This window comes from Pseudomonas sp. B329 (assembly GCF_023127835.1).
In the GTDB taxonomy this organism is placed as follows: Bacteria; Pseudomonadota; Gammaproteobacteria; order Pseudomonadales; family Pseudomonadaceae; genus Aquipseudomonas; species Aquipseudomonas synxantha_A.
Map to the genome: position 1 here is coordinate 74,243 of NZ_SPKP01000042.1, position 22,468 is coordinate 96,710.

The 22,468-nt window shown below is 58.8% G+C and carries 16 protein-coding genes; 5 read left to right on the top strand and 11 right to left on the bottom strand.

Going from position 1 to position 22,468, the window contains the following annotated elements:
- Positions 1-37: 37 nt before the first annotated feature.
- Together E4P00_RS19320 and E4P00_RS19325 are read right to left on the bottom strand one after the other, a co-directional pair.
- Complete coding sequence (locus tag E4P00_RS19320; protein ID WP_005789223.1) at positions 38-1,189, bottom strand: M14-type cytosolic carboxypeptidase; 1,152 nt, start codon at positions 1,187-1,189, stop codon at positions 38-40.
- Positions 1,190-1,653: 464 nt separating this feature from the next.
- Positions 1,654-2,004 carry a DUF3077 domain-containing protein gene (locus tag E4P00_RS19325; protein ID WP_177327416.1) on the bottom strand — a complete coding sequence of 117 codons (351 nt, stop codon included), beginning with the start codon at positions 2,002-2,004 and terminating at the stop codon, positions 1,654-1,656.
- A 130-nt stretch (positions 2,005-2,134) separates the two neighbouring features.
- Here E4P00_RS19325 and E4P00_RS19330 point away from each other — a divergent pair, with 130 nt between their 5' ends.
- Positions 2,135-2,770: a S24 family peptidase gene (locus E4P00_RS19330; protein ID WP_032880563.1), complete on the top strand. Its 636-nt coding sequence runs from the start codon at positions 2,135-2,137 to the stop codon at positions 2,768-2,770.
- Here E4P00_RS19330 and E4P00_RS19335 read toward each other — a convergent pair.
- Genes E4P00_RS19335 through E4P00_RS19350 form a run of 4 tightly spaced genes read right to left on the bottom strand, consistent with a single transcriptional unit; the run spans position 2,767 to position 8,293 of the window.
- The gene (locus tag E4P00_RS19335) at positions 2,767-4,692 is read right to left on the bottom strand and encodes an acetyl/propionyl/methylcrotonyl-CoA carboxylase subunit alpha (protein ID WP_248132570.1); all 1,926 of its coding nucleotides are present in this window, start codon (positions 4,690-4,692) and stop codon (positions 2,767-2,769) included. The two genes, E4P00_RS19330 and E4P00_RS19335, sit on opposite strands and share 4 nt — an antisense overlap.
- Positions 4,689-5,495, bottom strand: a complete 807-nt coding sequence (locus E4P00_RS19340; protein ID WP_032880565.1) for a gamma-carboxygeranoyl-CoA hydratase — start codon at positions 5,493-5,495, stop codon at positions 4,689-4,691. The genes E4P00_RS19335 and E4P00_RS19340 overlap by 4 nt, the downstream gene beginning before the upstream one ends.
- Positions 5,496-5,510: 15 nt before the next feature.
- A complete protein-coding gene (locus E4P00_RS19345; RefSeq protein WP_216091728.1) occupies positions 5,511-7,118 on the bottom strand; it encodes a carboxyl transferase domain-containing protein in 1,608 nt (535 codons plus the stop codon).
- 11 nt (positions 7,119-7,129) lie between these two features.
- A complete protein-coding gene (locus E4P00_RS19350; protein ID WP_005789212.1) occupies positions 7,130-8,293 on the bottom strand; it encodes an isovaleryl-CoA dehydrogenase in 1,164 nt (387 codons plus the stop codon).
- Between the two features lie 151 nt (positions 8,294-8,444).
- On the opposite strand from E4P00_RS19350, the gene E4P00_RS19355 reads away from it, so the two are divergent.
- Both E4P00_RS19355 and E4P00_RS19360 read left to right on the top strand, forming a co-directional pair.
- On the top strand, positions 8,445-10,082 hold the full coding sequence (locus E4P00_RS19355; RefSeq protein WP_248132572.1) for an AMP-binding protein: 1,638 nt from the start codon (positions 8,445-8,447) through the stop codon (positions 10,080-10,082).
- Positions 10,083-10,181: 99 nt separating this feature from the next.
- Entirely contained in the window at positions 10,182-14,897 is a 4,716-nt protein-coding gene (locus E4P00_RS19360; RefSeq protein ID WP_248132574.1) for an NEL-type E3 ubiquitin ligase domain-containing protein, read from the top strand.
- Positions 14,898-15,445: 548 nt separating this feature from the next.
- On the opposite strand, the gene E4P00_RS19365 is transcribed toward E4P00_RS19360, so the two are convergent.
- The 3 genes from E4P00_RS19365 to E4P00_RS19375 form a co-directional block, all read right to left on the bottom strand.
- Entirely contained in the window at positions 15,446-16,345 is a 900-nt protein-coding gene (locus tag E4P00_RS19365) for a hydroxymethylglutaryl-CoA lyase (protein WP_148853527.1), read from the bottom strand.
- Between the two features lie 16 nt (positions 16,346-16,361).
- Positions 16,362-16,754 carry a MerR family DNA-binding transcriptional regulator gene (locus E4P00_RS19370; protein WP_005789203.1) on the bottom strand — a complete coding sequence of 131 codons (393 nt, stop codon included), beginning with the start codon at positions 16,752-16,754 and terminating at the stop codon, positions 16,362-16,364.
- Between the two features lie 115 nt (positions 16,755-16,869).
- Positions 16,870-17,805, bottom strand: a complete 936-nt coding sequence (locus E4P00_RS19375) for a LysR family transcriptional regulator (RefSeq protein ID WP_078821691.1) — start codon at positions 17,803-17,805, stop codon at positions 16,870-16,872.
- A 150-nt stretch (positions 17,806-17,955) separates the two neighbouring features.
- Here E4P00_RS19375 and E4P00_RS19380 point away from each other — a divergent pair, with 150 nt between their 5' ends.
- A complete protein-coding gene (locus E4P00_RS19380) occupies positions 17,956-19,185 on the top strand; it encodes an acyl-CoA dehydrogenase (RefSeq protein ID WP_248132576.1) in 1,230 nt (409 codons plus the stop codon).
- 120 nt (positions 19,186-19,305) lie between these two features.
- On the opposite strand, the gene E4P00_RS19385 is transcribed toward E4P00_RS19380, so the two are convergent.
- Together E4P00_RS19385 and xthA are read right to left on the bottom strand one after the other, a co-directional pair.
- The gene (locus tag E4P00_RS19385; protein ID WP_248132578.1) at positions 19,306-20,637 is read right to left on the bottom strand and encodes a phosphate ABC transporter substrate-binding/OmpA family protein; all 1,332 of its coding nucleotides are present in this window, start codon (positions 20,635-20,637) and stop codon (positions 19,306-19,308) included.
- Between the two features lie 153 nt (positions 20,638-20,790).
- Complete coding sequence (xthA, locus tag E4P00_RS19390; protein WP_032880573.1) at positions 20,791-21,603, bottom strand: exodeoxyribonuclease III; 813 nt, start codon at positions 21,601-21,603, stop codon at positions 20,791-20,793.
- A gap of 168 nt (positions 21,604-21,771) precedes the next feature.
- Here xthA and E4P00_RS19395 point away from each other — a divergent pair, with 168 nt between their 5' ends.
- A complete protein-coding gene (locus E4P00_RS19395) occupies positions 21,772-22,422 on the top strand; it encodes a GNAT family N-acetyltransferase (protein WP_005789194.1) in 651 nt (216 codons plus the stop codon).
- Positions 22,423-22,468 lie beyond the last annotated feature (46 nt).

A 22,468-nucleotide genomic window follows, 5' to 3' on the forward strand; every position in this document is an offset into this window, starting at 1 on the left:
AGCAAGCTCGCTCGCCACAAAAAGCTTGCCACAAGGGTTAACGCAAAAGCCCGACGATATCGGCGACGCTGCTCAATACGTCCTTGCCCAGCTGTTTCGATCGATCGCCCGACCAGCCGGTACGCGGGTTGGGCGCATCGTCGTTGTCCTTGAAGGGCATCTCCAGGGTCAGGGACAGGCAGTCGTACTTCTCACCGACTGCGTTGCAGGCCAGGGTCATGTTAGCTTCGCCCGGCAGGTCGCGGGTGTAGCCGTAGGTGGTTTGGAAGTCCCGGGTCAGATGGCTCAGGTGGTTGCGAAAGTGTTTTTCCAGGGCTTCGATGCGTGGGGTGTAGCCTGGATTGCCTTCGCAGCCGGCGGTGAAGATGTAGGGGATTTCTTCGTCGCCATGGATATCGAGGAACAGGTCCACGCCGTACTTTTCCATTTGCTGCTGCACAAACAGTACTTCCGGGCTGGTTTCCTGATTGGCGCTCTGCCAGGCGCGGTTCAGATCCTGGCCCATGGCGTTGGTACGCAGGTGACCGTGAAAAGCGCCATCGGGGTTCATGTTGGGCACCAGGTACAGGTCGGCCACTTTCAAGAGTTTTTTCAACTCCGCGTCACCGTCCTTTTGCAGGCGTTCAATCACGCCCTCCATAAACCATTCGGCCATGTGTTCGCCGGGGTGCTGTTGGGCAATGATCCACACCTTACGGCGACCTTCAGCCCCTTTGCCACGGCGCAACAGTTGTATATCGCGGCCCTCGACACTCTTGCCGGTGGCCAGCAGCTTGACGCCGGCGTACTTCAGGGCTTGTTCGATCAGCCAGTCGTGACGTTCACGGCTGTAGGGTTCGAAGTAGGCGAACCATACGTGCTTTTCGCGGGTCTGGAGCGTGATATGCAGGATCTCGCCATCAAAGCGCGTTGGCACCCGGAACCAGTTGATATGGTCATAGGATGCCACGGCATTGTAGCCGCTCCAGGCGTGTTTATAGGATGAGCCACCGGCGTTGCTCAATCGAAAAGTGTGGGTGTGCCCCACATGCATGCCTTCGGCCTTGAAGTGGAACCATTGAAAATGTTTGCTGCGGGTGTCGGGTTTGATTGCCAGTAACAACTGATAGGCATCGCTGGCATCCAGGACCTGGATATTGCCGCTGTCGAAGTCGGTGCTGATCTTGATGGAGGTCAAGGCCACGGTCATAGTCTGGTTGCCTGAATATGAGTGATGTGGCGGCTATATTACACAGAGGTCAGGTAAAACCTGGATGCAAAATTGTTGCACGGGGAGGGGGCGTCATCCCTGACGCCGCGGCAGCTTAGGGGCTATGAGATTGATTCTCAAGCGCTATTTCGCAAAGATCCGGGCTAGAGCTGTCGTGTGGCTTTCTTTCGACGATGGTCTTTTGCTACCATGCGCGCCATCGAGCAACACACAGTCTTCATTAGCCTGAAGCCATGCCAGGGAAACTGGCAAAAAAAAGACCCGGCCAAAGAGCCGGGTCAAAAACCGTGATTAGCCTGATGAGGAGATATTCCAAGAGTCCGACCTAAGGTCCCTTGGTCTATCGACTGATCTCGCGATCAGCTGGGTCCAATAATAATCATTATCATTTGCAAGTCAAATGTTTTTATCCCTTGGATAGAAATATTTTTCTTTCGCGTCTGTTACGCATTTGCCTGGGCCCGCGGCGCTTGCAACGAGCGCTCCACCATCGCCTTCGCCATATCGATCAAATACACCACGGAAAACGCCAGGTCGCGCTGATTGCCTTGATGGCTGCACGCTGATTCGTAGGCGGTTGCCGCAGCACTGCGCAGCAGGTCAGACGCGTGAACCAGGGCCTCCTCTTGGCTGACGCCCGGCTTGATCGCGAACAGGGCACCCTCCACGGCTGGTGCCGACATATCTTCTTTCAAGTAATAGTCCAGCGCGCGCTGGGCCGCGCCGCTGTGGCACATGTTCTGTAATTCAACCTGTTCGGGTATTTCGGGCAATGAAAGCGGGCTATTCGTCATAAGCGGCAGTACTCCGGTGGGTGTCGAAATCCTTAGGCTTGATGATAGTACGTATCGTATTTATGTCGTTTTATGGATTACTACAAACTGTTTATTGCCCCGAAAAATACGCACCGTATTGTCAGGCGCCATGGATAACTGGATAGCGTTGGTCAAAGCCAACATGAAAGACCGCAAGGTCACGCAGGAGCAACTGGCAGAGCGCCTGGGTATGTCCCAGGGCGGCGTCGGCCATTGGCTCAACAAGCGCCGAGTGCCGAGCCTTGCGGACATGAACCGGGTGCTGGCCGAGCTCGGGCTGGGCTACCTGGAGGTGGCGCTGGAGATTCGCGAACGGGCCGCGCAAGAGCCTGCGTTGCAACAGCACTACAACCCGTATTTTCGCTATCCGGTCAGCGACTGGCAGCAGGCGTGCGAGCTGCGCGAAGAACGTGCACTCTATGGGCCTGGCCGCTACGAATTGACCGATTACCACGCGCGTGGCGAGGCGTTCTGGCTGCCTGTAATGGGCGACGCCATGACCGCGCCCACGGGCATGAGCATAGGTGCCGGGACGATGATCCTGGTGGACCCGGCCATCGATCCTGTACCCGGCAAACTGGTTGTCGCCCAATGGTCTGGCAGTTCCCAGGCCACTTTTCGCCAATTGCAGGAAGAGAGCGGCCAGCGCTATCTGGTGCCGCTCAATCCGACGTACCCCAAGGCGCTGCTCACCGACGACTGCCACATCCTTGGCGTCGTGGTGCAAGCCACCGCGAAGTTCTAGGCGGCGGTTTCAAGCTCCACCAGCGCGCTGCCTTCGGCAACCATTTCACCTTCCTGGCAGAACAGCGCCTTGACCACCCCGGCATGGGGCGCACGGATGCTGTGTTCCATCTTCATGGCTTCGAGTACCACCAGCTGTGTGCCAGCCTCAACGGTTTGGCCTACCTCTACCAGCACGCGAACGATGCTGCCGTTCATCGGTGCGCTGAGACCGCCCTGATGAGATTGGCCGGCCTCGACCGCCGCAATCGGGTCGAACAGCCTGATGGCATGCATCTCGCCATTCCAGCGCAGGTACAGGCTGCCTTCGTTGCGGACCGCCAGATGGGCACGGCGTACACCCTGGTGTTCGATCAGCAGCTGCTCGCCGCACAACTGCGACGTGTGCCCGGCCAATGTCACCAGCCGATCCTGCCCGTTGCAGCTCAGATGCAGCGACACTTCGGCGGGCAGGCCCGCACGAAAGCCCTGGTTATTGGCCCAAGGCCCATCACCTACCAGCAGGCTCTGCATAAACGCCGAACCTGCTGCCTGCCAGAATGCATCGCTCAACTCACCGGGCGCCGGTAACAGTTCATCCTGATAACGCGGGATAAACCCGGTGTCCAATTCGGCCGCCGCGAACGCGGGATGGCCGATGATGCGCCGCAGAAAACCCAGGTTGGTCTTGAGCCCACCCACCGCGAACTCATCGAGCATACTTAAAAGTCGCAGGCGTGCCTGTTCGCGGTCTTCACCCCAGGCAATCAGTTTGCCGAGCATCGGGTCGTAGAAGGGCGACACGCTGTCCCCTTGCTCGACACCGCTGTCTACCCGACGGCCCGGGCCTGGGCTGGATTCGCGGTACAGCGCCAGGTGACCGGTGGCCGGCAGGAACTCGTTGGCCGGATCTTCGGCATACAGCCGCACTTCAATCGCATGACCGATCAAGGGTACCTGCTCCTGTGTGATCGGCAGCGCCTCGCCCTGGGCGACCCGGATCTGCCACGCCACCAGGTCCAGACCGGTAATCGCTTCGGTGACCGGATGCTCCACCTGCAGTCGCGTGTTCATCTCCATAAAGAAAAACTCGCCACGGGCATCCAGCAGAAACTCCACCGTACCGGCACCGACGTAGCCGATGGCCTGGGCCGCCCGCACGGCCGCTTCGCCCATGGCCTTGCGTTGCTCAACGCTGAGCCCTGGCGCCGGCGCTTCTTCGACAACCTTTTGATGGCGCCGCTGGATCGAACAGTCGCGCTCATTGAGGTACAGGCAATGGCCATGCTGGTCGGCAAACACTTGAATCTCGACATGGCGCGGCTTGAGCAGGTACTTCTCCACCAGCATCTGCCCATTGCCGAAGGACGACAGCGCCTCGCGCTGGGCGGAGGCCAGGGCATCGGCCAATTGGCTGACATCCTCGACCACCTTCATGCCCTTGCCGCCGCCACCGGCCGTAGCCTTGAGCAATACCGGGTAGCCAATACGCTCACAGGCGGCGCGGAAGGTCTCCAGGTCCTGGGCCTCGCCGTGATAGCCCGGCACCAGGGGCACACCGGCGGTTTCCATCAATGCCTTGGCCGCCGATTTGCTGCCCATGGCGTCGATGGCGGCAGCGGGCGGGCCGAGGAAGATCAAGCCTGCCGCCTCGATGGCCCGGGCAAAGCCAGCGTTTTCCGAGAGGAAGCCGTAGCCGGGGTGAATCGCCTGGGCGCCACTGGCGTGGGCGGCGGCAATCAGTTTGTCGATTTGCAAGTAACTGTCGGTGGCTTTGCTGCCTCCCAGATCGACACGAATATCCGCCTCGCGGCTATGGCGCGCATCACGGTCGATGGCGCTGTGCACGGCCACGGTCGTCAGCCCCATGGCCTTGGCGGTGCGCATGACACGGCAGGCAATCTCGCCACGGTTGGCTACCAGTACGGTGGTCAGTGTGCTCATGAGCGCGGCTCCTGGGCTTGCCAGCTCGGCGCACGTTTTTGCAGGAAGGCCCGCAACCCTTCCTGGCCCTCGGCGCTTACGCGAATGCGCGCAATGGCGTTTTCGCAATAACGTCGCAGCGCCGGGGTGAGGGCACCGTTGCCCACTTCACGCAGTAAATCCTTACTGGCGCGCATCGCCGCCGGACTGTTTTGCAGCAGGTTGGCCACCCACTGGTCCACCTGGTGATCCAGGCTCTCGGCCGGATAACTCTCTGCCAGCAAGCCGATCTCCTGCGCCCGCTGGCCGCCAAATCGCTCAGCCGTCAGAGCATAGCGGCGGGCCGCGCGTTGGCCGATGGCCTGCACCACGAATGGGCTGATCACTGCGGGCGCCAGGCCGATGCGCACTTCCGACAGGCAGAATTGCGCGTCATCGGCGCCGATGGCCATGTCGCAGCAACTGATCAACCCCAGCGCGCCACCATAGGCCGCACCTTGCACCACGGCCAGCGTGGGGATTTTCAGCTTGGACAGGTTGTACATCAGCTCCGCCAGTTCGCGAGCGTCGTCCAGGTTGGTGTGGTAGTCCAGCTCGGCCGACTGCTGCATCCAGGCCAGGTCGGCGCCGGCACTGAAATGCTTGCCGCGCCCGCGCAGTATCAGAAATCGCAGGGACGGGTCGGCTTGCACCCGGTCCAGGGCGATGATCAGTTCGCGGATCATTTCGGCATTGAACGCGTTGTTCTTGGCTTCACGACTGAGCCACAGCGTGGCAAAGCCACGGCTGTCGGTGATCAGTTCGAGGGTGTTGAAATCGTTCATGGGGTGCAGCTCCATTTACATGCGGAACACGCCGAAGCGGCTCGGCTCGATGCGGGCGTTCAGTGCGGCGGACAAGGCCAGGGCCAGCACGTCGCGGGTCTGCAGTGGGTCGATGACACCGTCATCCCACAAGCGCGCGCTGGAGTAGTAGGGATGGCCCTGGGTTTCATACTGGTCGAGGATCGGTTGCTTGATGGCGGCTTCCTCCTGCGCACTGAAACCGCTGCCTGCGCGCTCAGCCTGCTCGCGCTTGACTTGTACCAGCACCCCGGCGGCCTGTTCGGCGCCCATCACGCCAATGCGTGCGTTGGGCCACATCCACAAGAAGCGCGGGTCATAGGCGCGGCCGCACATCCCATAGTTACCGGCGCCAAAACTGCCACCGATGATCACGGTGAACTTCGGCACCCTGGCGCACGCGACCGCCGTGACCAGCTTGGCACCATGTTTGGCGATGCCGCCGGCTTCGTATTTCTGGCCGACCATAAAGCCGGTGATGTTTTGCAGGAACAGCAGGGGGATCCCACGCTGGCAGGCCAGTTCGATAAAGTGCGCGCCTTTCTGCGCGGCCTCGGCGAACAGGATGCCGTTGTTGGCCAGGATCGCAATCGGGTAGCCATGCAAGTGCGCAAAGCCGCAGACCAACGTTGTCCCGAACAACGCCTTGAACTCGTCGAACACCGAAGCGTCCACCAACCGCGCGATGACTTCGCGCACATCGAACGGCTGCTTGGCATCCGCCGGAATCACGCCGTACAGCTCTTCGCTGCTGTACAGCGGTGCCACAGGCGTGCGCTGCAGCAACTCACCTTGTTTGCGCCAATTGAGGTTGGCCACGCTGCGCCGGGCCAGCGCCAGGGCGTGTTCGTCGCTGTCGGCGTAGTGGTCGGCCACGCCGGAGATCTTGCAGTGCACATCGGCGCCGCCGAGGTCTTCGGCGCTGACCACCTCACCGGTGGCCGCCTTCACCAGCGGCGGGCCCGCAAGGAAAATGGTGGCTTGCTGGCGCACCATGATTGCTTCATCGGCCATCGCCGGCACATAGGCGCCGCCGGCGGTACATGAACCCATCACCACGGCGATCTGCGGGATGCCCTGGGCGCTCATGTTGGCCTGGTTGAAGAAGATCCGCCCGAAGTGTTCGCGGTCGGGGAATACCTCGTCCTGGCGCGGCAGGTTGGCGCCGCCGGAATCCACCAGGTAGATGCACGGCAGACGATTCTGCTCGGCGATGGTTTGGGCGCGCAGGTGCTTTTTCACTGTCAGTGGGTAGTAGGAACCGCCTTTGACCGTGGCATCGTTGGCGACGATCATGCACTCCACGCCTTCCACGCGGCCGATTCCGGCAATCACGCCAGCCGCCGGTACGTCTTCGCCATACACCTGATGAGCCGCCAGTTGGCTGAGTTCAAGAAACGGCGAACCTGGGTCGAGCAAGCGATTGATGCGCTCCCGGGGCAGCAGCTTGCCGCGCGAGGTGTGGCGTTCCTGGGCCTTGGCACCGCCACCCTGTTGCACGTGGGCGAGCAGGGTATGCAGGGCGTCGACCTGTGCAAGCATCGCCGCGCTATTGGCGGCAAATTCCGCCGAGCGCGGGTTGAGTTGGGTATGCAGGGTGGCCATGACGCGCTCCTTCAGCGGGTTTCGTTGAACAGTTCGCGACCGATCAACATCCGCCGAATCTCACTGGTGCCGGCGCCGATTTCATACAGCTTGGCGTCACGCAACAGGCGCCCGGCGGGGAATTCGTTGATATAGCCGTTGCCGCCCAGGATCTGGATCGCATCCAGGGCCATCTGCGTGGCGCGCTCGGCGCTGTACAGGATCACACCGGCGGCGTCCTTGCGCGTAGTCTCGCCGCGCTCGCAGGCTTGGGCCACGGCGTAGAGGTAGGCGCGGCTGGCGTTGAGCTGGGTGTACATGTCGGCAACCTTGCCCTGGATCAGCTGGAATTCACCGATGCTCTGGCCGAACTGCTTGCGGTCGTGGATGTAGGGCACGATCAAATCCATGCACGCCTGCATGATCCCGGTGGGGCCGCCGGACAGCACCACGCGTTCGTAGTCCAGGCCGCTCATCAGCACTTTCACGCCGCCATTGAGCACGCCGAGGATGTTTTCTTCCGGTACTTGCACGTCATCAAAAAACAGCTCGCAGGTATTGGAGCCGCGCATGCCCAGCTTGTCGAACTTGTTGCTGCGACTGAAGCCTTTCCAGTCGCGCTCGACGATGAAGGCCGTGATGCCGTGGGGGCCTTTTTCCAGGTCGGTCTTGGCGTAGATCACATAGGTATTGGCGTCGGGGCCGTTGGTGATCCAGGTCTTGCTGCCGTTGAGTACGTAGTGGTCGCCGCGTTTGTCGGCGCGCAGTTTCATCGAGACCACATCGGAGCCGGCATTCGGCTCGCTCATGGCCAGGGCGCCGATGTGCTCGCCGCTGATCAGCTTGGGCAGGTACTTGAGTTTCTGTTCGTGGTTGCCGTTGCGATTGATCTGGTTGACGCACAGGTTGGAGTGCGCACCGTATGACAGCGCCACCGAGGCCGAGCCGCGGCTGATTTCTTCCATGCTCACTACATGGGCCAGGTAACCCAGGCCGGCGCCGCCGTATTCTTCCGGCACGGTGATGCCCAGCAGGCCCATGTCCCCGAACTTGCGCCACAGGTCGGCGGGGAACAGGTTATCGATGTCGATCTGCGCCGCACGCGGTGCGACTTCCTTGGCCACAAAGGACTGCACCTGGTCGCGCAGCATGTCGATGGTTTCGCCGAGGGCGAAGTTCAGGGACGGGTAACTCATGGGCAGGCACCTTAATGTCAGCTTTGTTGTTGTGTGGGTTGGGCGCAGGAGGAGGGCGCTCACCTTTACGTTAACGTAAGCTTGCGTTGCGGTGCTGTCAATCGTAGTTTACGTTTACGTCAACCTACAAAAAAGACAACAAGGGGTCGTTATGGATCAACCGAATCAGAGCTACAGCCGTGGCTCTCAGGACAAGCGCTTGCTGGCCATGACCATAGGCCAGGCATTCGATCAAACCGTCGCGCAGTATCCCGATGGCGAAGCCTTGGTGGTTCGCCATCAGCAGCGGCGCTACACCTGGCGGCAACTGGCCGAGACGGTTGATCTGCATGCACGGGCGTTCCTCGCCTTGGGTATGCAGATCGGTGACCGCCTGGGTATCTGGGCGCCCAATTGCGCCGAATGGCTGATCTGCCAAGTGGCAAGCGCTAAGCTCGGTGTGATCCTCGTCAATATCAACCCGGCCTATCGCAGCAGTGAGCTGGATTACGTGCTCAAGCAATCCGGCTGCCAATGGCTGGTGTGCGCCGGTTCGTTCAAGAGCTCCGATTACCACGCCATGCTCCAGGCATTGAAGCCTGAGCTGCGCGGCCTCATCAGTCTCGATCCCAGCCCGCCGCCTGAATTCATGCCTTGGTCGCAACTGTCGGCCCTGGGCGCCGGAGTTAGCCCCGAGCAACTGCAAAGCCGGCAGACCAGCCTGCACTTCGACCAACCCGTGAATATCCAATACACCTCCGGCACCACCGGTTTCCCCAAGGGTGCCACCCTCAGTCACCACAATATCCTCAATAACGGTTACATGGTCGGCGAAAGCCTGGGCTTGACCGCGCAGGACCGCCTGGTCATCCCGGTGCCGCTGTATCACTGCTTCGGCATGGTGATGGGTAACCTCGGTTGCATCACCCACGGCACCACCATGATCTATCCCAATGACGGTTTCGACCCGCTGCTGACATTGACTGCCGTCGCCGAAGAACGAGCCACCGGCCTGTATGGCGTGCCGACCATGTTTATCGCCATGCTTGATCACCCAGGCCGGGCCGGGTTCGACTTGGCCAGCCTGCGCACCGGCATTATGGCCGGGGCGACATGCCCGATCGAAGTCATGCGTCGGGTCATCAACGAACTGCACATGCGCGAAGTGCAAATTGCCTACGGCATGACCGAAACCAGCCCCGTGTCGCTGCAAACCGGGGCGGATGACGATATAGAACGGCGCGTCACCACGGTGGGCCGCACCCAACCGCAACTGGAGACCAAGATTGTCGATGATGCCGGCAACACCGTGGTGCGCGGCGTGATCGGTGAACTATGTACGCGCGGCTACAGCGTGATGCTCGGTTACTGGAACAACCCCGACGGCACCCGCGAGGCAATCGATGAGGCCGGCTGGATGCACACCGGCGACCTGGCAACCATGGACGAGCACGGCTACGTCTGCATTGCCGGGCGTAACAAGGACATGATTATTCGCGGGGGCGAGAACGTGTACCCGCGTGAGGTGGAAGAGTTTTTCTTCACCCACCCGGCAGTGGCCGATGTGCAGATCATCGGTATTCCGGATGAGCGTTACGGTGAAGAAATCGTCGCCTGGATCAAGTTTCATCCCGGCCATGTGGCCAACGAGCTGGAACTGTCGAGCTGGTGCAAGGACCGCATCGCCCACTTCAAGACGCCCAGGTACTTCAAGTTTGTGGACGAGTTTCCGATGACGGTGACGGGCAAGATCCAGAAATTTCGCATGCGCGAGATCAGCATTGAGGAGTTGGCGTCTGCCCGAGAATGAGCCGTGGGGCGCTTTGTAGCGCGGGCTAGCTGAATACCACCGTTTGAAGCGCGAACGATCGCACATTGATCGTTTGTTCCTTCAAATGGAGTTTGGTAAATGAGTGAGCTTGATCAACCTGGCAGCAGTCAATCAACGGCGGTGCAGAGCGTTCATGCACGGGTGATACAGGACCGGTTGCCGTCCTGGTACGGCGCCGCCGACCTTAAGCGCAAAAAGGAGTTTTCTGAAACGCAGTTCGCGATGCCCGAATGGTATAAAAACTTGTCGTCGGGGAAAAAGTTGAAGCTGAGTGATGCTTACATCCGCAGCTTTAATTCGCTGAATAGACTGGATGACAGTTTTAATGGGCTTAAAGGGGTTGTGGATTTTGCCGAACCACTTTTAGTTGCGGCCATGAAAGAAAAATTCGGTGGGCGTCACAATGTAAGGCAGCTATTTTTTGCCACTGAAAAGTTGATGCCGGCTGATCGCTCTAAAGTCTTTGGGCGAGAGGCATCATGTTATTGCTATTACGAAGGTGTTAGTCTGCTTGAGGCGGCATTAAAGAACTTTGCGATAGAAGATACCCTTGAGGTGGCCGATCAGAACGCCAGGCTTATCACTCAGTATGATTTTCATCGACAATCGCCCTCTTATACGTTCAATCATACACAAACGCTCGGCGGTAGAGTCTCGATACAACCTCATTTGTTTGCCAGCCTGTGCCGAGATTTGGATTTGGGTACGCAATACTTGAGGCATGTCGAGTCGTTTATCTGTCCCGAAGACACACCCAACTTTGCAGCGGGCACCGCCACCAAGACCATGCGTAATCGCATGTTGAATTCGGCCAGGTATCAGTTCCTGTTCGCCGCCGAGGTAGCGCTTGGGTGCGGGGATATTCAAGAAGACACCTACCAGGTGATGCGGAAAACAGCGGATAACCATCAGGAATTAAAGTGGCGAGAGAAAACACTCACTTATTCGGGACTTAAGTTGCTTGGGCAGCCGCTGGCGCAAATTGTTGTTATAGGTAATGTCAATGTGCAAGTTGCTCATCGCAGCCTGGTGTTCATGAATGAGCCTTGTGTGGTGTTCATTCCAGGAGATCCTGTTTGTATGTTGAAGGAATACTCGAGTTTGACAAGCTTCAAACTTGATTTGGTTGAGCGATTGTGTTTGGTAAGTTATCGAAGGTTTTTTAGTCAGTTCATACCCTACGAGCGACAAGGTGTATTTTTTACTAAGCTCAAGCGGCATCTTGATCCCTCCGGTAAATTTTCTGAACGTGAAGATTATGATTCTGACAAAAAGGATCTCAGGGGCGTCACCGCTTCTTATGGGGGGCGTTTTTCGGTGTTGTGGCGCGAACACGCTTGGCAAAAAGCCAATCTAATACTGAGGAATGCGCAAGCGATGGCCGTTTCCAATGATGCGGCGGATCAGCGTGCACGTAACGCCTGGTTGGTCAAAATGGGCAGCATGGCTTTGAATGTATTGAATGTTGCAGTTTTTATTTTCCCCGAGCTGGCTCCCGTGATGCTCGCAATTGGGGCAGCGCAAATGTTATGGGAGGTCGCATCGGGAATAGCGGCGTGGGACGAAGGGGATACAAAAGCGGCATGGGCCCACGTTTCGGCCATTGCCTTTAATGTATCTACGGCGGCGGTGGGGGCCAAGTTGTTTCCGCTGGTCAAGACGGCATTTGTTGAAAGCCTGGCCCACGTTCGTTGCCCCGATGGCAATATCCGTCTGTATTCTCCTGACCTGAGGCCTTATCAGCGCCAGGTCACAATGCCTGATGGTCTCACGGCCAATGAAGACGGATTGTTTGAACATGAAGGGGGATTATACCTGCGGGAAAAAAATAACACGCATTACTTGGTGGAGCGGATGGGTGCCAGCAATGACTTTAAAATCCTGCATCCGGACAACCCGGCGGCTTATACCCCAAAGGTAAGCCGTACGGGCGCCGGGGCGTGGGCACATGAGCACGAGAACCCGATGACATTGACCGGGCCGCAGTTGATGCAGCGGTTGGGCCCGATGGCAGAGCGTTTTGCCAATGAGCCTCTTAAGCTCGAACGCATAGTGCAAATGACTGCAACGGAAGTGGACACTCTACGTAAGATACATACAGACCAGGCAGCACTGCCCGCGCTACTGACCGATACCTTGAAGCGACTTGAAATGGATAATGTCGTGGCAGAGGAAGTTTCCACTGTCAGGGCCTCACAGAGAGCGGCGTATCAATCTGACCTTTTCACCCAGCGCTACGCCGCCGCCGAGGGTGGAGAAAGCGCGACAGTAAGGTTTATCAAACGCTTATTCCCTTCTCTACCCACGGCGGTTGTCGAGGAACTGTTGAACGGTGCCAACTCCTCCGAAATGCAAGCGCTCACCGAGCGCCAACGCATGCCGCAGAACTTGGCTGAAGAGGCCCGTCATTATCAGCAGCAGGTGCGTTTGGCGCGAACGTATGAAGGGTTATACCGAAAAACCCTGGCCAATGACGACACGCAACGCATGGTGCTGCACAGTCTGGATAAGCTTCCTGGTTGGCCATCAGACCTGCGCATTGATGTTGTCGAACGGCTGCCGGGTGGAGAGCGCCTACTGGATTCGGTGGGGCCAGAGAATGCGGCGGTCAAGCGTCGTTTCATCAAGTTCGGTCCCAAGAACCTTTATGAGGTACAGGACGAAAAAATCGCGGTATTGAACCATCAGGCGGACATCTATGGGGCTGTACAGTCAGCAGTTTCACCTGAGGATTGGAGGGCGATGAACCTGACGGCCTCTGATCGCGGCGCGAGTCTGAAACAGGCACTGGAGCAAATGCCGCTGATGCCTCGCGATGAACTGCGTGCGTTGCTGCGCATGCAGCCTGCCAAACCACGCTACAAACCGCCAATGCGCCTTGCCGATGGACGCTTTGGTTATCCATTGAGCCCGGTAGGCGGTGCGGGTCGTCGACCTTATGCATGTGAAAGGGCAGCGTTAGACCTTTATCCGTCAACGTCCATCGAGGAGGTGGATCAGATGCTGGGGCTAGAGGGCGTCAACGATATTGGATTTATGGCAAAAATGGATTTGCTCAAAGACGAGTTCAAGCAACTCAATACAGACTTGGACGCCTGGCGGGCCGACGGTGATAGCCAGCAACGCAGGACCCGTGGCCGGGTCGCCGATGCAATCAAGGATGCATGGCAGCGTCGGTCGCCGCAACAGGCCATGGCCGCCGAGCAAGAGCACATGGCGTACATCCTGCGCTTGGCTGATGAGCAACCCGGTGAGTTACCGGCGATTACGGCGAACATGGACCATGTGGACTGTTTGGATTTATCCAGAATGTACCTTTCGGATGCGTCCTTGCCCTTCTTGCGCGCATTCGGCGGTTTGCGCTGGTTGGATATCAGCTCTAGCAACTTCACGCAGCTGCCGGAGTTTGCCAACGGTGGAGCCGGTTTGACCTGGCTCGATATGAGCAGTAACGACATTCGGTTGACGAGGCAAAGCCAGGCGCATCTCGAAGGCATGCAGCGTTTGACCGTACTTAACCTCTCCCATAACCGTCAGTTGGGATGGGCCGCCGATCTGAGCAACATGCGTGACTTGAACCGGCTGAATCTGGCGAATACCGGAACGACGACCTTCCCCAGAGGTGCCGGGCGCCTGCATAACCTGGACTGGATCGATCTGCACACAAACGCGATTACTCAGCTGCCCGAGTACGCCGTTGAGAATCCGGACCGAATCAACGTGCATGAAAATCCTGTGTCGCAAGTAGTCCTTACCGATGACCACGTCACCCTGGCTGAGGCGCGCAGGTTGTGGCTGCACGATTCCCCCCCAGCCATGCAGGCCGGTCGCGGCGAAATGTGGGACCAGCTCAGTTCCAGCCCTGAGGCGGCGGCATTTTTTACCGTGGTGGCGGACACAACCCGTTGTGCAGAGTACAAATCCGGGGTTACCCGGCCGCAACTGGCGGAGCGCGTTTGGGACATGATTGGGGCCGTCCATGAGAACCAACACACTCGCGATGTATTGTTTAAATCAGCTGATGATCGCGTTACCTGTGGTGACGGGAGTGTGCTGGAGTTCATGAACATGGAAACTGATCTGTTGGTGGAAAAATCGCTTGAGAGGGTCGGAGAGCATGACGTTGAGGCGACCCTGATTGGCACCGCAGAGCGACTATTTCGCCTGAAGTTGGTAGATATCATCGCTGAGCGTGACGTCGAGTCGCGCGGGCCGGCCTTCACCGAGCAGGCCGAAGTCATCTTTGCTTATCGCTCCGGCTTGGCGCAGCGACTGGATTTGCCGATCAAATCCCTTGAGATGCTCTATCGCCCTATCGCGGGTGTGGCCCCGGAGACTCTTGATGCTGCCTATGTACAAGTGCTTGAGGGCGAAAAAAACATCAGTGAAAAAAGTCATTTTTTTGTGGACATGGAATTTTGGAGAAACCAACTTCGCGCCCAATACCCACAGGACCTCAGCACCCTGACGATGGCCGATTTTGAGGTAATAACCGAGAAGCAAGAGGCGTTGGAAAAGGTGGTAGATCTGCAGAACACACAGGATGACCTTGTAGAGCAGGATGCAAAGAAGGCTTGGCAGCTAGAGTACGAGACAGCGGTTAACAGAGTTGCCAGCCTGCTGGGTAAGAGCCGGGATCAAATTCTGGCCGATGGGTCAATGACCAGTGGTTTCTATAACCAGGAAATGAAACAACTGAGGGCGCAGCGACAAGCCAAGGAAACAGCTGCGCTGCGGGCTTTGACGGTTACTGTGCTTAACCAATTTTCGACGAAGAAGGTGGCATCCGCCTAAGTCACATAAGTGCAAGCAGCACAAAGGGGACCCGAAGGTCCCCTTTAATTTGTCGTTGCGTGCTCTTTTCTTATTATTGAGGGGCGGCCTGTTGTTGTTTTTGGTAGCCGTGGCCCGTACCGCTATTTTTGGCGACCCCCATCCGGGGTCAAGAGCAAACGTATTTTTTTGAGCGCTGACCTGCTTCTTCGTAAACGATCCAACCAGTGGTAGCTACCTGAGGTAGTTTTATTTTTCTCTATCCGGTTGCGGGTTGCGGCATGCCGTACCCTGCGAAGCACATCTTCTCCAAAAAAATCTGTTAGCTGCGTCTCTGCCGTGTTGTTTTTGTTATGTCAGAGTCGTTTCGTCTTGTTTTTATTAGGTTTGGCGCTTTTTATTCTTGTTATGCCATAGAGATAGCAGGAGCCATGCCAACTTTTTAAATTCGTTTAAAATCATGTAGTTAGTATTTATCGGGCAAATGGTTTTGCCTAGGCATGACGAATTATGTTCCCGCGTTACCCGTTGTGCAGGTGTGCGGTAACACATTGTCACAGCTGTGCTACTCAACTGGCGTTACGCACCTTCGCAACACGCGACCCGCTAGGTCGACCAAGGACGTGGCTGATCTGCCGGCCCGCGCCAATCAAGCGTTCCAGGTCGATCCCCGTTTCGATCCCCAAACCGTTGAGCAGGTACAACACGTCTTCGGTGGCCACGTTACCGCTGGCGCCCTTGGCGTAAGGGCAGCCGCCGAGGCCCGCGATAGAGCTGTCGAATACATTTATACCTTCCAGCAGGCTGGCATAGATATTGGCGATGGCCTGGCCGTAGGTGTCATGGAAATGCCCGGCCAGCTTGTCCCTTGGCACTTGCGCCCCGACCACTTCGAACAGGCGCCGAGTTGCGCCCGCGGTGCCCGTGCCGATGGTGTCACCCAGGGACACTTCATAGCAGCCCATGGCGTACAGCTCACTGGCGACCGCGGCCACTTGCTCCGGGGCGATATCGCCTTCGTAAGGGCAGCCCAACACGCACGACACATACCCGCGCACGCTGATGCCGTGCTGTTTGGCCGCGGCCATGATCGGCGCGAATCGCTCCAGGCTTTCGCTGATGGAGCAGTTGATATTGCGCTGGGAAAAAGCCTCGGACGCCGCGGCAAACACCGCAACTTCCTTGACCCCGGCCGCCAGCGCATCCTCGAACCCGCGCAGGTTCGGCGCCAGTGCACCGTAGGTCACGCCGGGCTTGCGCTGGATCTGCGCGAATACCTCAGCCGAGCCGGCCATCTGCGGCACCCATTTGGGCGAGACAAAACTGCCGACTTCGATATAGCTCAAGCCGGCTTCGCTCAACGCGTCTACCAGCTGGACTTTGTCCGCCACGCTGATGGGCTGGGCTTCGTTCTGCAAACCGTCGCGTGGGCCGACTTCCACCAGGCGCACGTAAGAGGGGAGGGACATGGCAGTTACCTTCTGGTTAATGGCCGGCTTGGCTCATGGTGTGCGCAAGGGCCTGGGTGCAGCGCTCTTCAGCGGTGTCCAGTTCCAGCTTCATTTGTTCGATATCCAGCAGTTGCTGTTCCAACTGTTCGCGGCGTTCGGCGATCTTGGCCAACATGCTGTTGAGCTGGATCTGGTTACCGCCGCTGGGGTCGTAGAGTTCGATCAGTTCGCGGCATTCGGCCAGGGAAAAGCCGATGCGCTTGCCCCGCAGGATCAGCTTGAGGCTGACTTTGTCCCGCGCCGAGTAGATACGCTCCTGGCCCCGACGTTCCGGGGCCAGCAGGCCTTGTTCTTCATAGAAGCGAATGGCGCGGGTGGTGATGTCGAGCTCGCGGGCGAGGTCGGAGATGCTGTAGGTGGTGCTCATGGCGATGCTCAAGAAAGGCTTGGCGCTAAGCTAATTGCAGGTTGACGTGAACGTCAAGGGGCGCTGCGCGTGCCATCGGGGGCAAGCCCCCTACCACAATGGGTATTGTTGAACCTTAGGATTGCTGTTTGTCGAGCTTCTTTTCGTGGGCGGTGACTTGCTGGCACAACTCGATCATCTGCTCACGCATCCAGCGGTTCGCCGGGTCCTGGTCGGTGCTTTCATGCCAGTACAGGTGGGTTTCCACCGGTGGCACGTCGTTGACCGGCAGGTTGAACCAGTGCAGTTCATGGCGACGAGCGAAGCGTTCGGGCACGGTCATGACCATGTCGGTCTGCTGCAACACTTGCGAAGCCATCAGGTAGTGCTGCGAGCGCAGGGCGATCTTGCGCTGGATGCCCATTTTGCCCAGCGCCAGGTCCACATGGCCCAAGCCATTGCGACGGCTGGAGATATGGATGTGGGTCAATGACAGGTAGTCATCCAGGCTGAATTTGTCCTTGCCTGCCATGGGGTGACCCTTGCGCATGGCGCACACGTAGCGGTCTTCCATCAATTTGACATGGCGCACCTGCGGGTCGGTGTTGAGCGGCGCATCCACGGCAAAATCCAGGCGCCCGGCGGCCAGTTCCTTGGTGGTCTCACGGCGCTTGCACAGGAAACTCTCGATCACCACGGTCGGCGCCAGGCGGCGCAGGCGCTGGAACAATAACGGCAGAATCACCGCTTCAGTGAGGTCGGTCATGCTGATGCGGTAGGTCTTGGCGGCCTGCTGGGGATTGAAAATCCGGCTTTCCTGCACCGACACGCGCAGCAACGACAGCGCATTGCGCACCGGGCCGATGATGTTCTGCGCCATCGGTGTGGGCACCATGCCTTGGGCGGTGCGCACAAACAGCGGGTCGTTGAAGGTTTCGCGCAGACGTGCCAGGGCGTTGGACACCGCTGGCTGGGTGATGCCGACGATCTGCCCGGCGCGGGTCAGGTTGGCTTCGGTATAGATCGCATCAAAGACGATGAAGAGGTTGAGGTCGACCTTGCTCAAATTCATTTCGTTGCGCTCTTATTGTGAGTGTCCATGCGCCGATCATATATCGGTGATGAATGTTAATACACGCCGAGAATAGGCTAGGTAAATTATCAGCGCTGTTCTAGCATCGAATACATGACCTAAACAACCTCTCAAAGAAGGGAGCTGCTCATGGATTTCGCCTATTCGCCCAAGGTTCAGGAACTGCGTGAGCGCGTCACTGCGTTCATGGACGCATACGTCTATCCGGCCGAGCCGGTGTTTGAGCGCCAAGTCAGCGAAGGTGATCGCTGGCAGCCCACGGCCATCATGGAAGAGCTCAAGGCCAAGGCTAAAGCCGAGGGCTTGTGGAACCTGTTCCTGCCGGAATCCGAGCTGGGCGCTGGCTTGACTAACCTTGAGTACGCGCCGCTCGCGGAAATCATGGGTCGCTCGTTATTGGGCCCGGAGCCGTTCAACTGCTCCGCTCCCGACACCGGCAATATGGAAGTGCTGGTGCGCTACGCCAACGAAGAGCAGAAACAACGCTGGCTTGAACCACTGTTGCGTGGCGAAATCCGCTCGGCCTTCGCCATGACCGAGCCCGATGTTGCCTCCTCGGATGCCACCAACATGGCCGCCCGCGCCGAACGCCAGGGCGATGAGTGGGTGATCAACGGCAAGAAATGGTGGACCTCCGGCGCCTGTGACCCGCGTTGCAAAATCCTGATCTTCATGGGCTTTAGCAACCCGGATGCGCCGCGCCATCAGCAGCACTCGATGATTCTGGTGCCGGTAGACACCCACGGCGTGAAAATCGTGCGCCCGTTGCCGGTGTTCGGCTACGACGATGCCCCCCATGGCCACGCCGAGGTGCTGTTCGACAACGTGCGCGTGCCGTATGAGAACGTCTTGCTGGGGGAAGGTCGTGGCTTCGAAATCGCCCAAGGCCGCCTTGGCCCGGGCCGCATCCACCACTGCATGCGCTCCATCGGCATGGCTGAGCGTGCCCTGGAATTGATGTGCAAACGCTCGGTGAGCCGCACCGCGTTCGGCAAGCCGCTGGCCCGTCTGGGCGGCAATATCGACAAGATTGCCGACTCACGCATGGAAATCGACATGGCGCGCCTGCTGACCCTGAAAGCGGCGTACATGATGGACACCGTGGGCAATAAAGTGGCGAAAAGCGAAATCGCCCAGATCAAGGTGGTGGCGCCGAATGTGGCCTTGAAGGTGATCGACCGTGCGATCCAGATCCATGGCGGCGCCGGGGTTTCCAATGATTTTCCGCTGGCCTATATGTACGCCATGCAACGTACTCTGCGCCTGGCGGATGGCCCGGACGAAGTGCACCGCGCGGCGATCGGCAAGTTCGAGATTGGCAAGTATGTGCCGCGGGAGATGATGCGCGGCGGGCAGTAACACCGCGTCACCTCTATCGGGAGCAAGCCCCCTCCCACATTTTGACGGTATTCACAAATCCAAGTGTGGGAGGGGGCTTGCCCCCGATGAGGCCAGTCCAAGCACCTCAAACTCCAAGGCTCAGTACACCCAAACCTCCACCCGCCGATTCTTGATCCTACCTTCGTCCGCGGTATTCGCCGCCACCGGCATCTGGGCGCCAAACCCGCGAATATCCTTGAGCACCACGCCGCTCTTTGCCAGCTCGCGGCGCACCGCCATCGCCCGTAACTTCGACAGCAACGCCGCACGTTGCGGATCGTTCTTGGTATCGCCAAAGCCCACCAGCGTGACCTGCTTGTTCAGCTTGCCGTGGCTTTTGATATAGGCCACCACCCGCTGCAAATCCTGGCGTGCCTTGTTGTCGAGGCTGGCGCTACCCTCTTCGAAGCGAAAATTTACCGTCAGGCGCTGAGCGTCGCGGGCGATGGCCTGGTAGTCGTCAGGCATTGACGGGCGAGGTGTCACGCCGATCGCCTGCACCTGCTGGGCGATAAAACCATTGGCCGCCACAATCGCTTGGCCTTTACTGGATTGGGTAAAGTCCACCAACGCCTTGGCCCACGGATTGCGGGAGGAGGGCGGCAGATAAAAGAACAGCCGTCGCGACAGCGGGTAATCTTCGGTGGCGATGAGGCTGGTCAGCGGCAACATCGGTTGCGAGGCGCCATCGGCAATCGCCACTGCTTTGGCCTGACGCACATAGGGCAGGCCGATAAAGCCGATACCCTGGGGGTCCTGGCTGACTGCGTCGGACAGTTGTTCGCTGGATTCGAAACGCTTGGCTGACGGCGCGAGCGGCTGCTGACGTCGGCTCAACACCAGCTCCCTGAAGGTGTCGTAGGTGCCGGACTGATCATCACGGGCATATAAATGAATGGCACCGCCACTCCCGCCCAACGCCTCCCAGGTGCTGACTTCGCCGTTGAAGATCTGGGCCAACTGCTCGGTGTCAAGAGTATTGAGTGGGTTGCGTGGGTTAACAATGATCGCCAGGCCATCAATGGCGATGACCTGTTCGGCATCGGGGCTTTTCAGGTCGCCCAGAGGTTCAAGGTCCACCAGTTCGCCGTCCTTGATCGGGCGGGACGCGGCGGCGAGGTCCGCGCGGGTATTTTTCAGCGCGGCAAAGCCGGTGCTGGAACCGTGGGCCGCGACTTCGATGGTCACCGTCTTGCCTTGGTGCGTCGTGCCGACCACGCTCTGTTCATTTGCCCCGGCGCCCGGTTCGCTGCGCACATCCCGTAAGCCTTGATGCTCCATCAAACCCATGACCAACGCCGGGCCGAGTGCCGCGCCAATGGTGTTGGAGCCCTGGATGCGCAGAGCCGGACCTTGGCCGGGAATGGGAAGCGGGGCTGCCACGGCAGGGAGGGCGATCGCAATACACAGGAACAGAACGCGCAGCATCATGCCGGCACCTTCTCAAGCCAAAGGAAGTGCCGCGAGATTAAGTCAGTTGGGTTGCAGCAATGTGACTGATGCATCGCAAGGCTAAATGTGGGAGGGGGCAAGTCGAATCGTCGCACCGCCCCTCCCACATTTAGATCTTCACCAGGCTTGCTATCAGCTCAGTTCCAACCAGATCGGTGCATGGTCCGACGGCTTCTCCAGGCCACGCAAATCGTAATCCACCCCGGCATCCTTGACCCGTGGCACCAGCCCGGTGGACGCCATGATCACGTCAATGCGCAGCCCGCGCTTGGGCTCATCCTCAAACCCACGGCTGCGATAGTCGAACCAGCTGAAACGGTCGGTCACGTCCGGGTTGAGGTGGCGGAAGCTGTCCACCAGGCCCCAGTTCTTCAGGCGCTCCATCCACTCGCGCTCCTCCGGCAGGAAGCTGCACTTGCCGGTTTTCAGCCAGCGCTTGGCGTTATCGGCGCCGATACCGATGTCGCAGTCTTGCGGGGAAATGTTCACGTCGCCCATCACCACCAGCGCCTGGTCATTGCTGAACTGGCTTTCCAGCAGGTGCTGCAAGTCTTCATAGAAGCGCTGCTTGGCCGGGAACTTGGTGGGGTGGTCGCGGCTTTCGCCCTGGGGGAAGTAGCCGTTCATGATGGTCACCGGGTGGCCATTTTCATCGGCGAAGGTGCCCCAGATAAAACGACGCTGGGCGTCTTCTTCATCGCTGGCAAAACCTTTGTGCAGGCTCAAGGCCGGCTGGCGCGAGAGCAGGGCCACGCCGTAGTGGCCTTTCTGCCCGTGGTAGTACACGTGATAACCCAAAGCCTGCACTTCGGCCAGCGGGAACTGATCATCGTGAACCTTGGTTTCCTGCAGGCCGATCACGTCAGGTTGATGCTTTTCAATCAGCGCCGCCAGCTGATGAGGGCGAGCACGCAGCCCGTTGATATTGAAGGAGACGATTTTCATGGTCGGCAGTCCAGTCTGGCAAAAGGGCGATGCTAGCCGACAAGTCGGACGGGGGCCAGCGTGGCGGCAGGGTGAATGCGCTGCTAATGTCTGGGAACGACTGGAGCTGCACAGGTTCGTACCCATAAGAACGCCATGTTTGAGTGGCGCCCAGGGAGATTGACTGTTATGCCAGACACTTCGACGGCCACTGCCGAAATCCGCCTGCTCAATAGCGGTTATTCCCGTGAAGCGCGATCCCTGCTTTACCAGGCGTATCGCCATGAACCGACCTTCGCCTATATCTTCGAAGCCGAACGGCCGGGTTATGAACAACGGGTGCGCGCCACCGTGCGCGAATTGGTCAAACAGCACTTTTTTCAGAAGCTTCCCGCCATCGGCCTGTTCGTCAACGACCGGCTGATCGGTATCGCCCTGATTGCGCCGCCGCAACGACGCCTGGGCATCACCGAGAGCTGGGCCTGGCAGATCCGCATGTGGCTGAGTACCGGCGTGCGCGGTACCCGGCGTTACCTGGAATACCATCAGGCAGTCCTGGCGTGCCTGCCCAGCGAGGCTGTGCATGTGCTGCCGTTGCTGGGTATTCACCCGCAGTTCCAGGGCCAGCATCATGGTGAGCAACTGCTTGAAGCCGTGCACAATTGGTGCGCCGACGATCCGCACTCCTCAGGCGTGGTGCTTGACACCGGCAACTCCCGTTACCTGGATTTCTACAAGCGCCAAGGCTATGAGGAGATCGGTGAAGTCGCCGTAGGGCCGGTGCTGGAGCATGTGTTTTTCCATCCCAATCCCCAGGCGTTACATCCTGCAACGTCTTAGGACAGAATTATTCAGACAAATCCGAGTTCAAAGTCCCTCCCTAGCT

Excerpts from the sequence above, each read along its gene's own strand:
- E4P00_RS19365 (WP_148853527.1), bottom strand. The coding sequence starts at position 16,345 with ATGTCCCTCCCCTCTTACGTGCGCCTGGTGGAAGTCGGCCCACGCGAC.
- E4P00_RS19375 (WP_078821691.1), bottom strand. The coding sequence starts at position 17,805 with ATGAATTTGAGCAAGGTCGACCTCAACCTCTTCATCGTCTTTGATGCG.
- E4P00_RS19355 (WP_248132572.1), top strand. The coding sequence starts at position 8,445 with ATGGATCAACCGAATCAGAGCTACAGCCGTGGCTCTCAGGACAAGCGC.
- E4P00_RS19330 (WP_032880563.1), top strand. The coding sequence starts at position 2,135 with ATGGATAACTGGATAGCGTTGGTCAAAGCCAACATGAAAGACCGCAAG.
- E4P00_RS19385 (WP_248132578.1), bottom strand. The coding sequence starts at position 20,637 with ATGATGCTGCGCGTTCTGTTCCTGTGTATTGCGATCGCCCTCCCTGCC.
- E4P00_RS19370 (WP_005789203.1), bottom strand. The coding sequence starts at position 16,754 with ATGAGCACCACCTACAGCATCTCCGACCTCGCCCGCGAGCTCGACATC.
- E4P00_RS19360 (WP_248132574.1), top strand. The coding sequence starts at position 10,182 with ATGAGTGAGCTTGATCAACCTGGCAGCAGTCAATCAACGGCGGTGCAG.
- E4P00_RS19350 (WP_005789212.1), bottom strand. The coding sequence starts at position 8,293 with ATGAGTTACCCGTCCCTGAACTTCGCCCTCGGCGAAACCATCGACATG.
- E4P00_RS19395 (WP_005789194.1), top strand. The coding sequence starts at position 21,772 with ATGCCAGACACTTCGACGGCCACTGCCGAAATCCGCCTGCTCAATAGC.
- E4P00_RS19320 (WP_005789223.1), bottom strand. The coding sequence starts at position 1,189 with ATGACCGTGGCCTTGACCTCCATCAAGATCAGCACCGACTTCGACAGC.
- E4P00_RS19340 (WP_032880565.1), bottom strand. The coding sequence starts at position 5,495 with ATGAACGATTTCAACACCCTCGAACTGATCACCGACAGCCGTGGCTTT.
- E4P00_RS19345 (WP_216091728.1), bottom strand. The coding sequence starts at position 7,118 with ATGGCCACCCTGCATACCCAACTCAACCCGCGCTCGGCGGAATTTGCC.
- E4P00_RS19380 (WP_248132576.1), top strand. The coding sequence starts at position 17,956 with ATGGATTTCGCCTATTCGCCCAAGGTTCAGGAACTGCGTGAGCGCGTC.
- xthA (WP_032880573.1), bottom strand. The coding sequence starts at position 21,603 with ATGAAAATCGTCTCCTTCAATATCAACGGGCTGCGTGCTCGCCCTCAT.
- E4P00_RS19325 (WP_177327416.1), bottom strand. The coding sequence starts at position 2,004 with ATGACGAATAGCCCGCTTTCATTGCCCGAAATACCCGAACAGGTTGAA.
- E4P00_RS19335 (WP_248132570.1), bottom strand. The coding sequence starts at position 4,692 with ATGAGCACACTGACCACCGTACTGGTAGCCAACCGTGGCGAGATTGCC.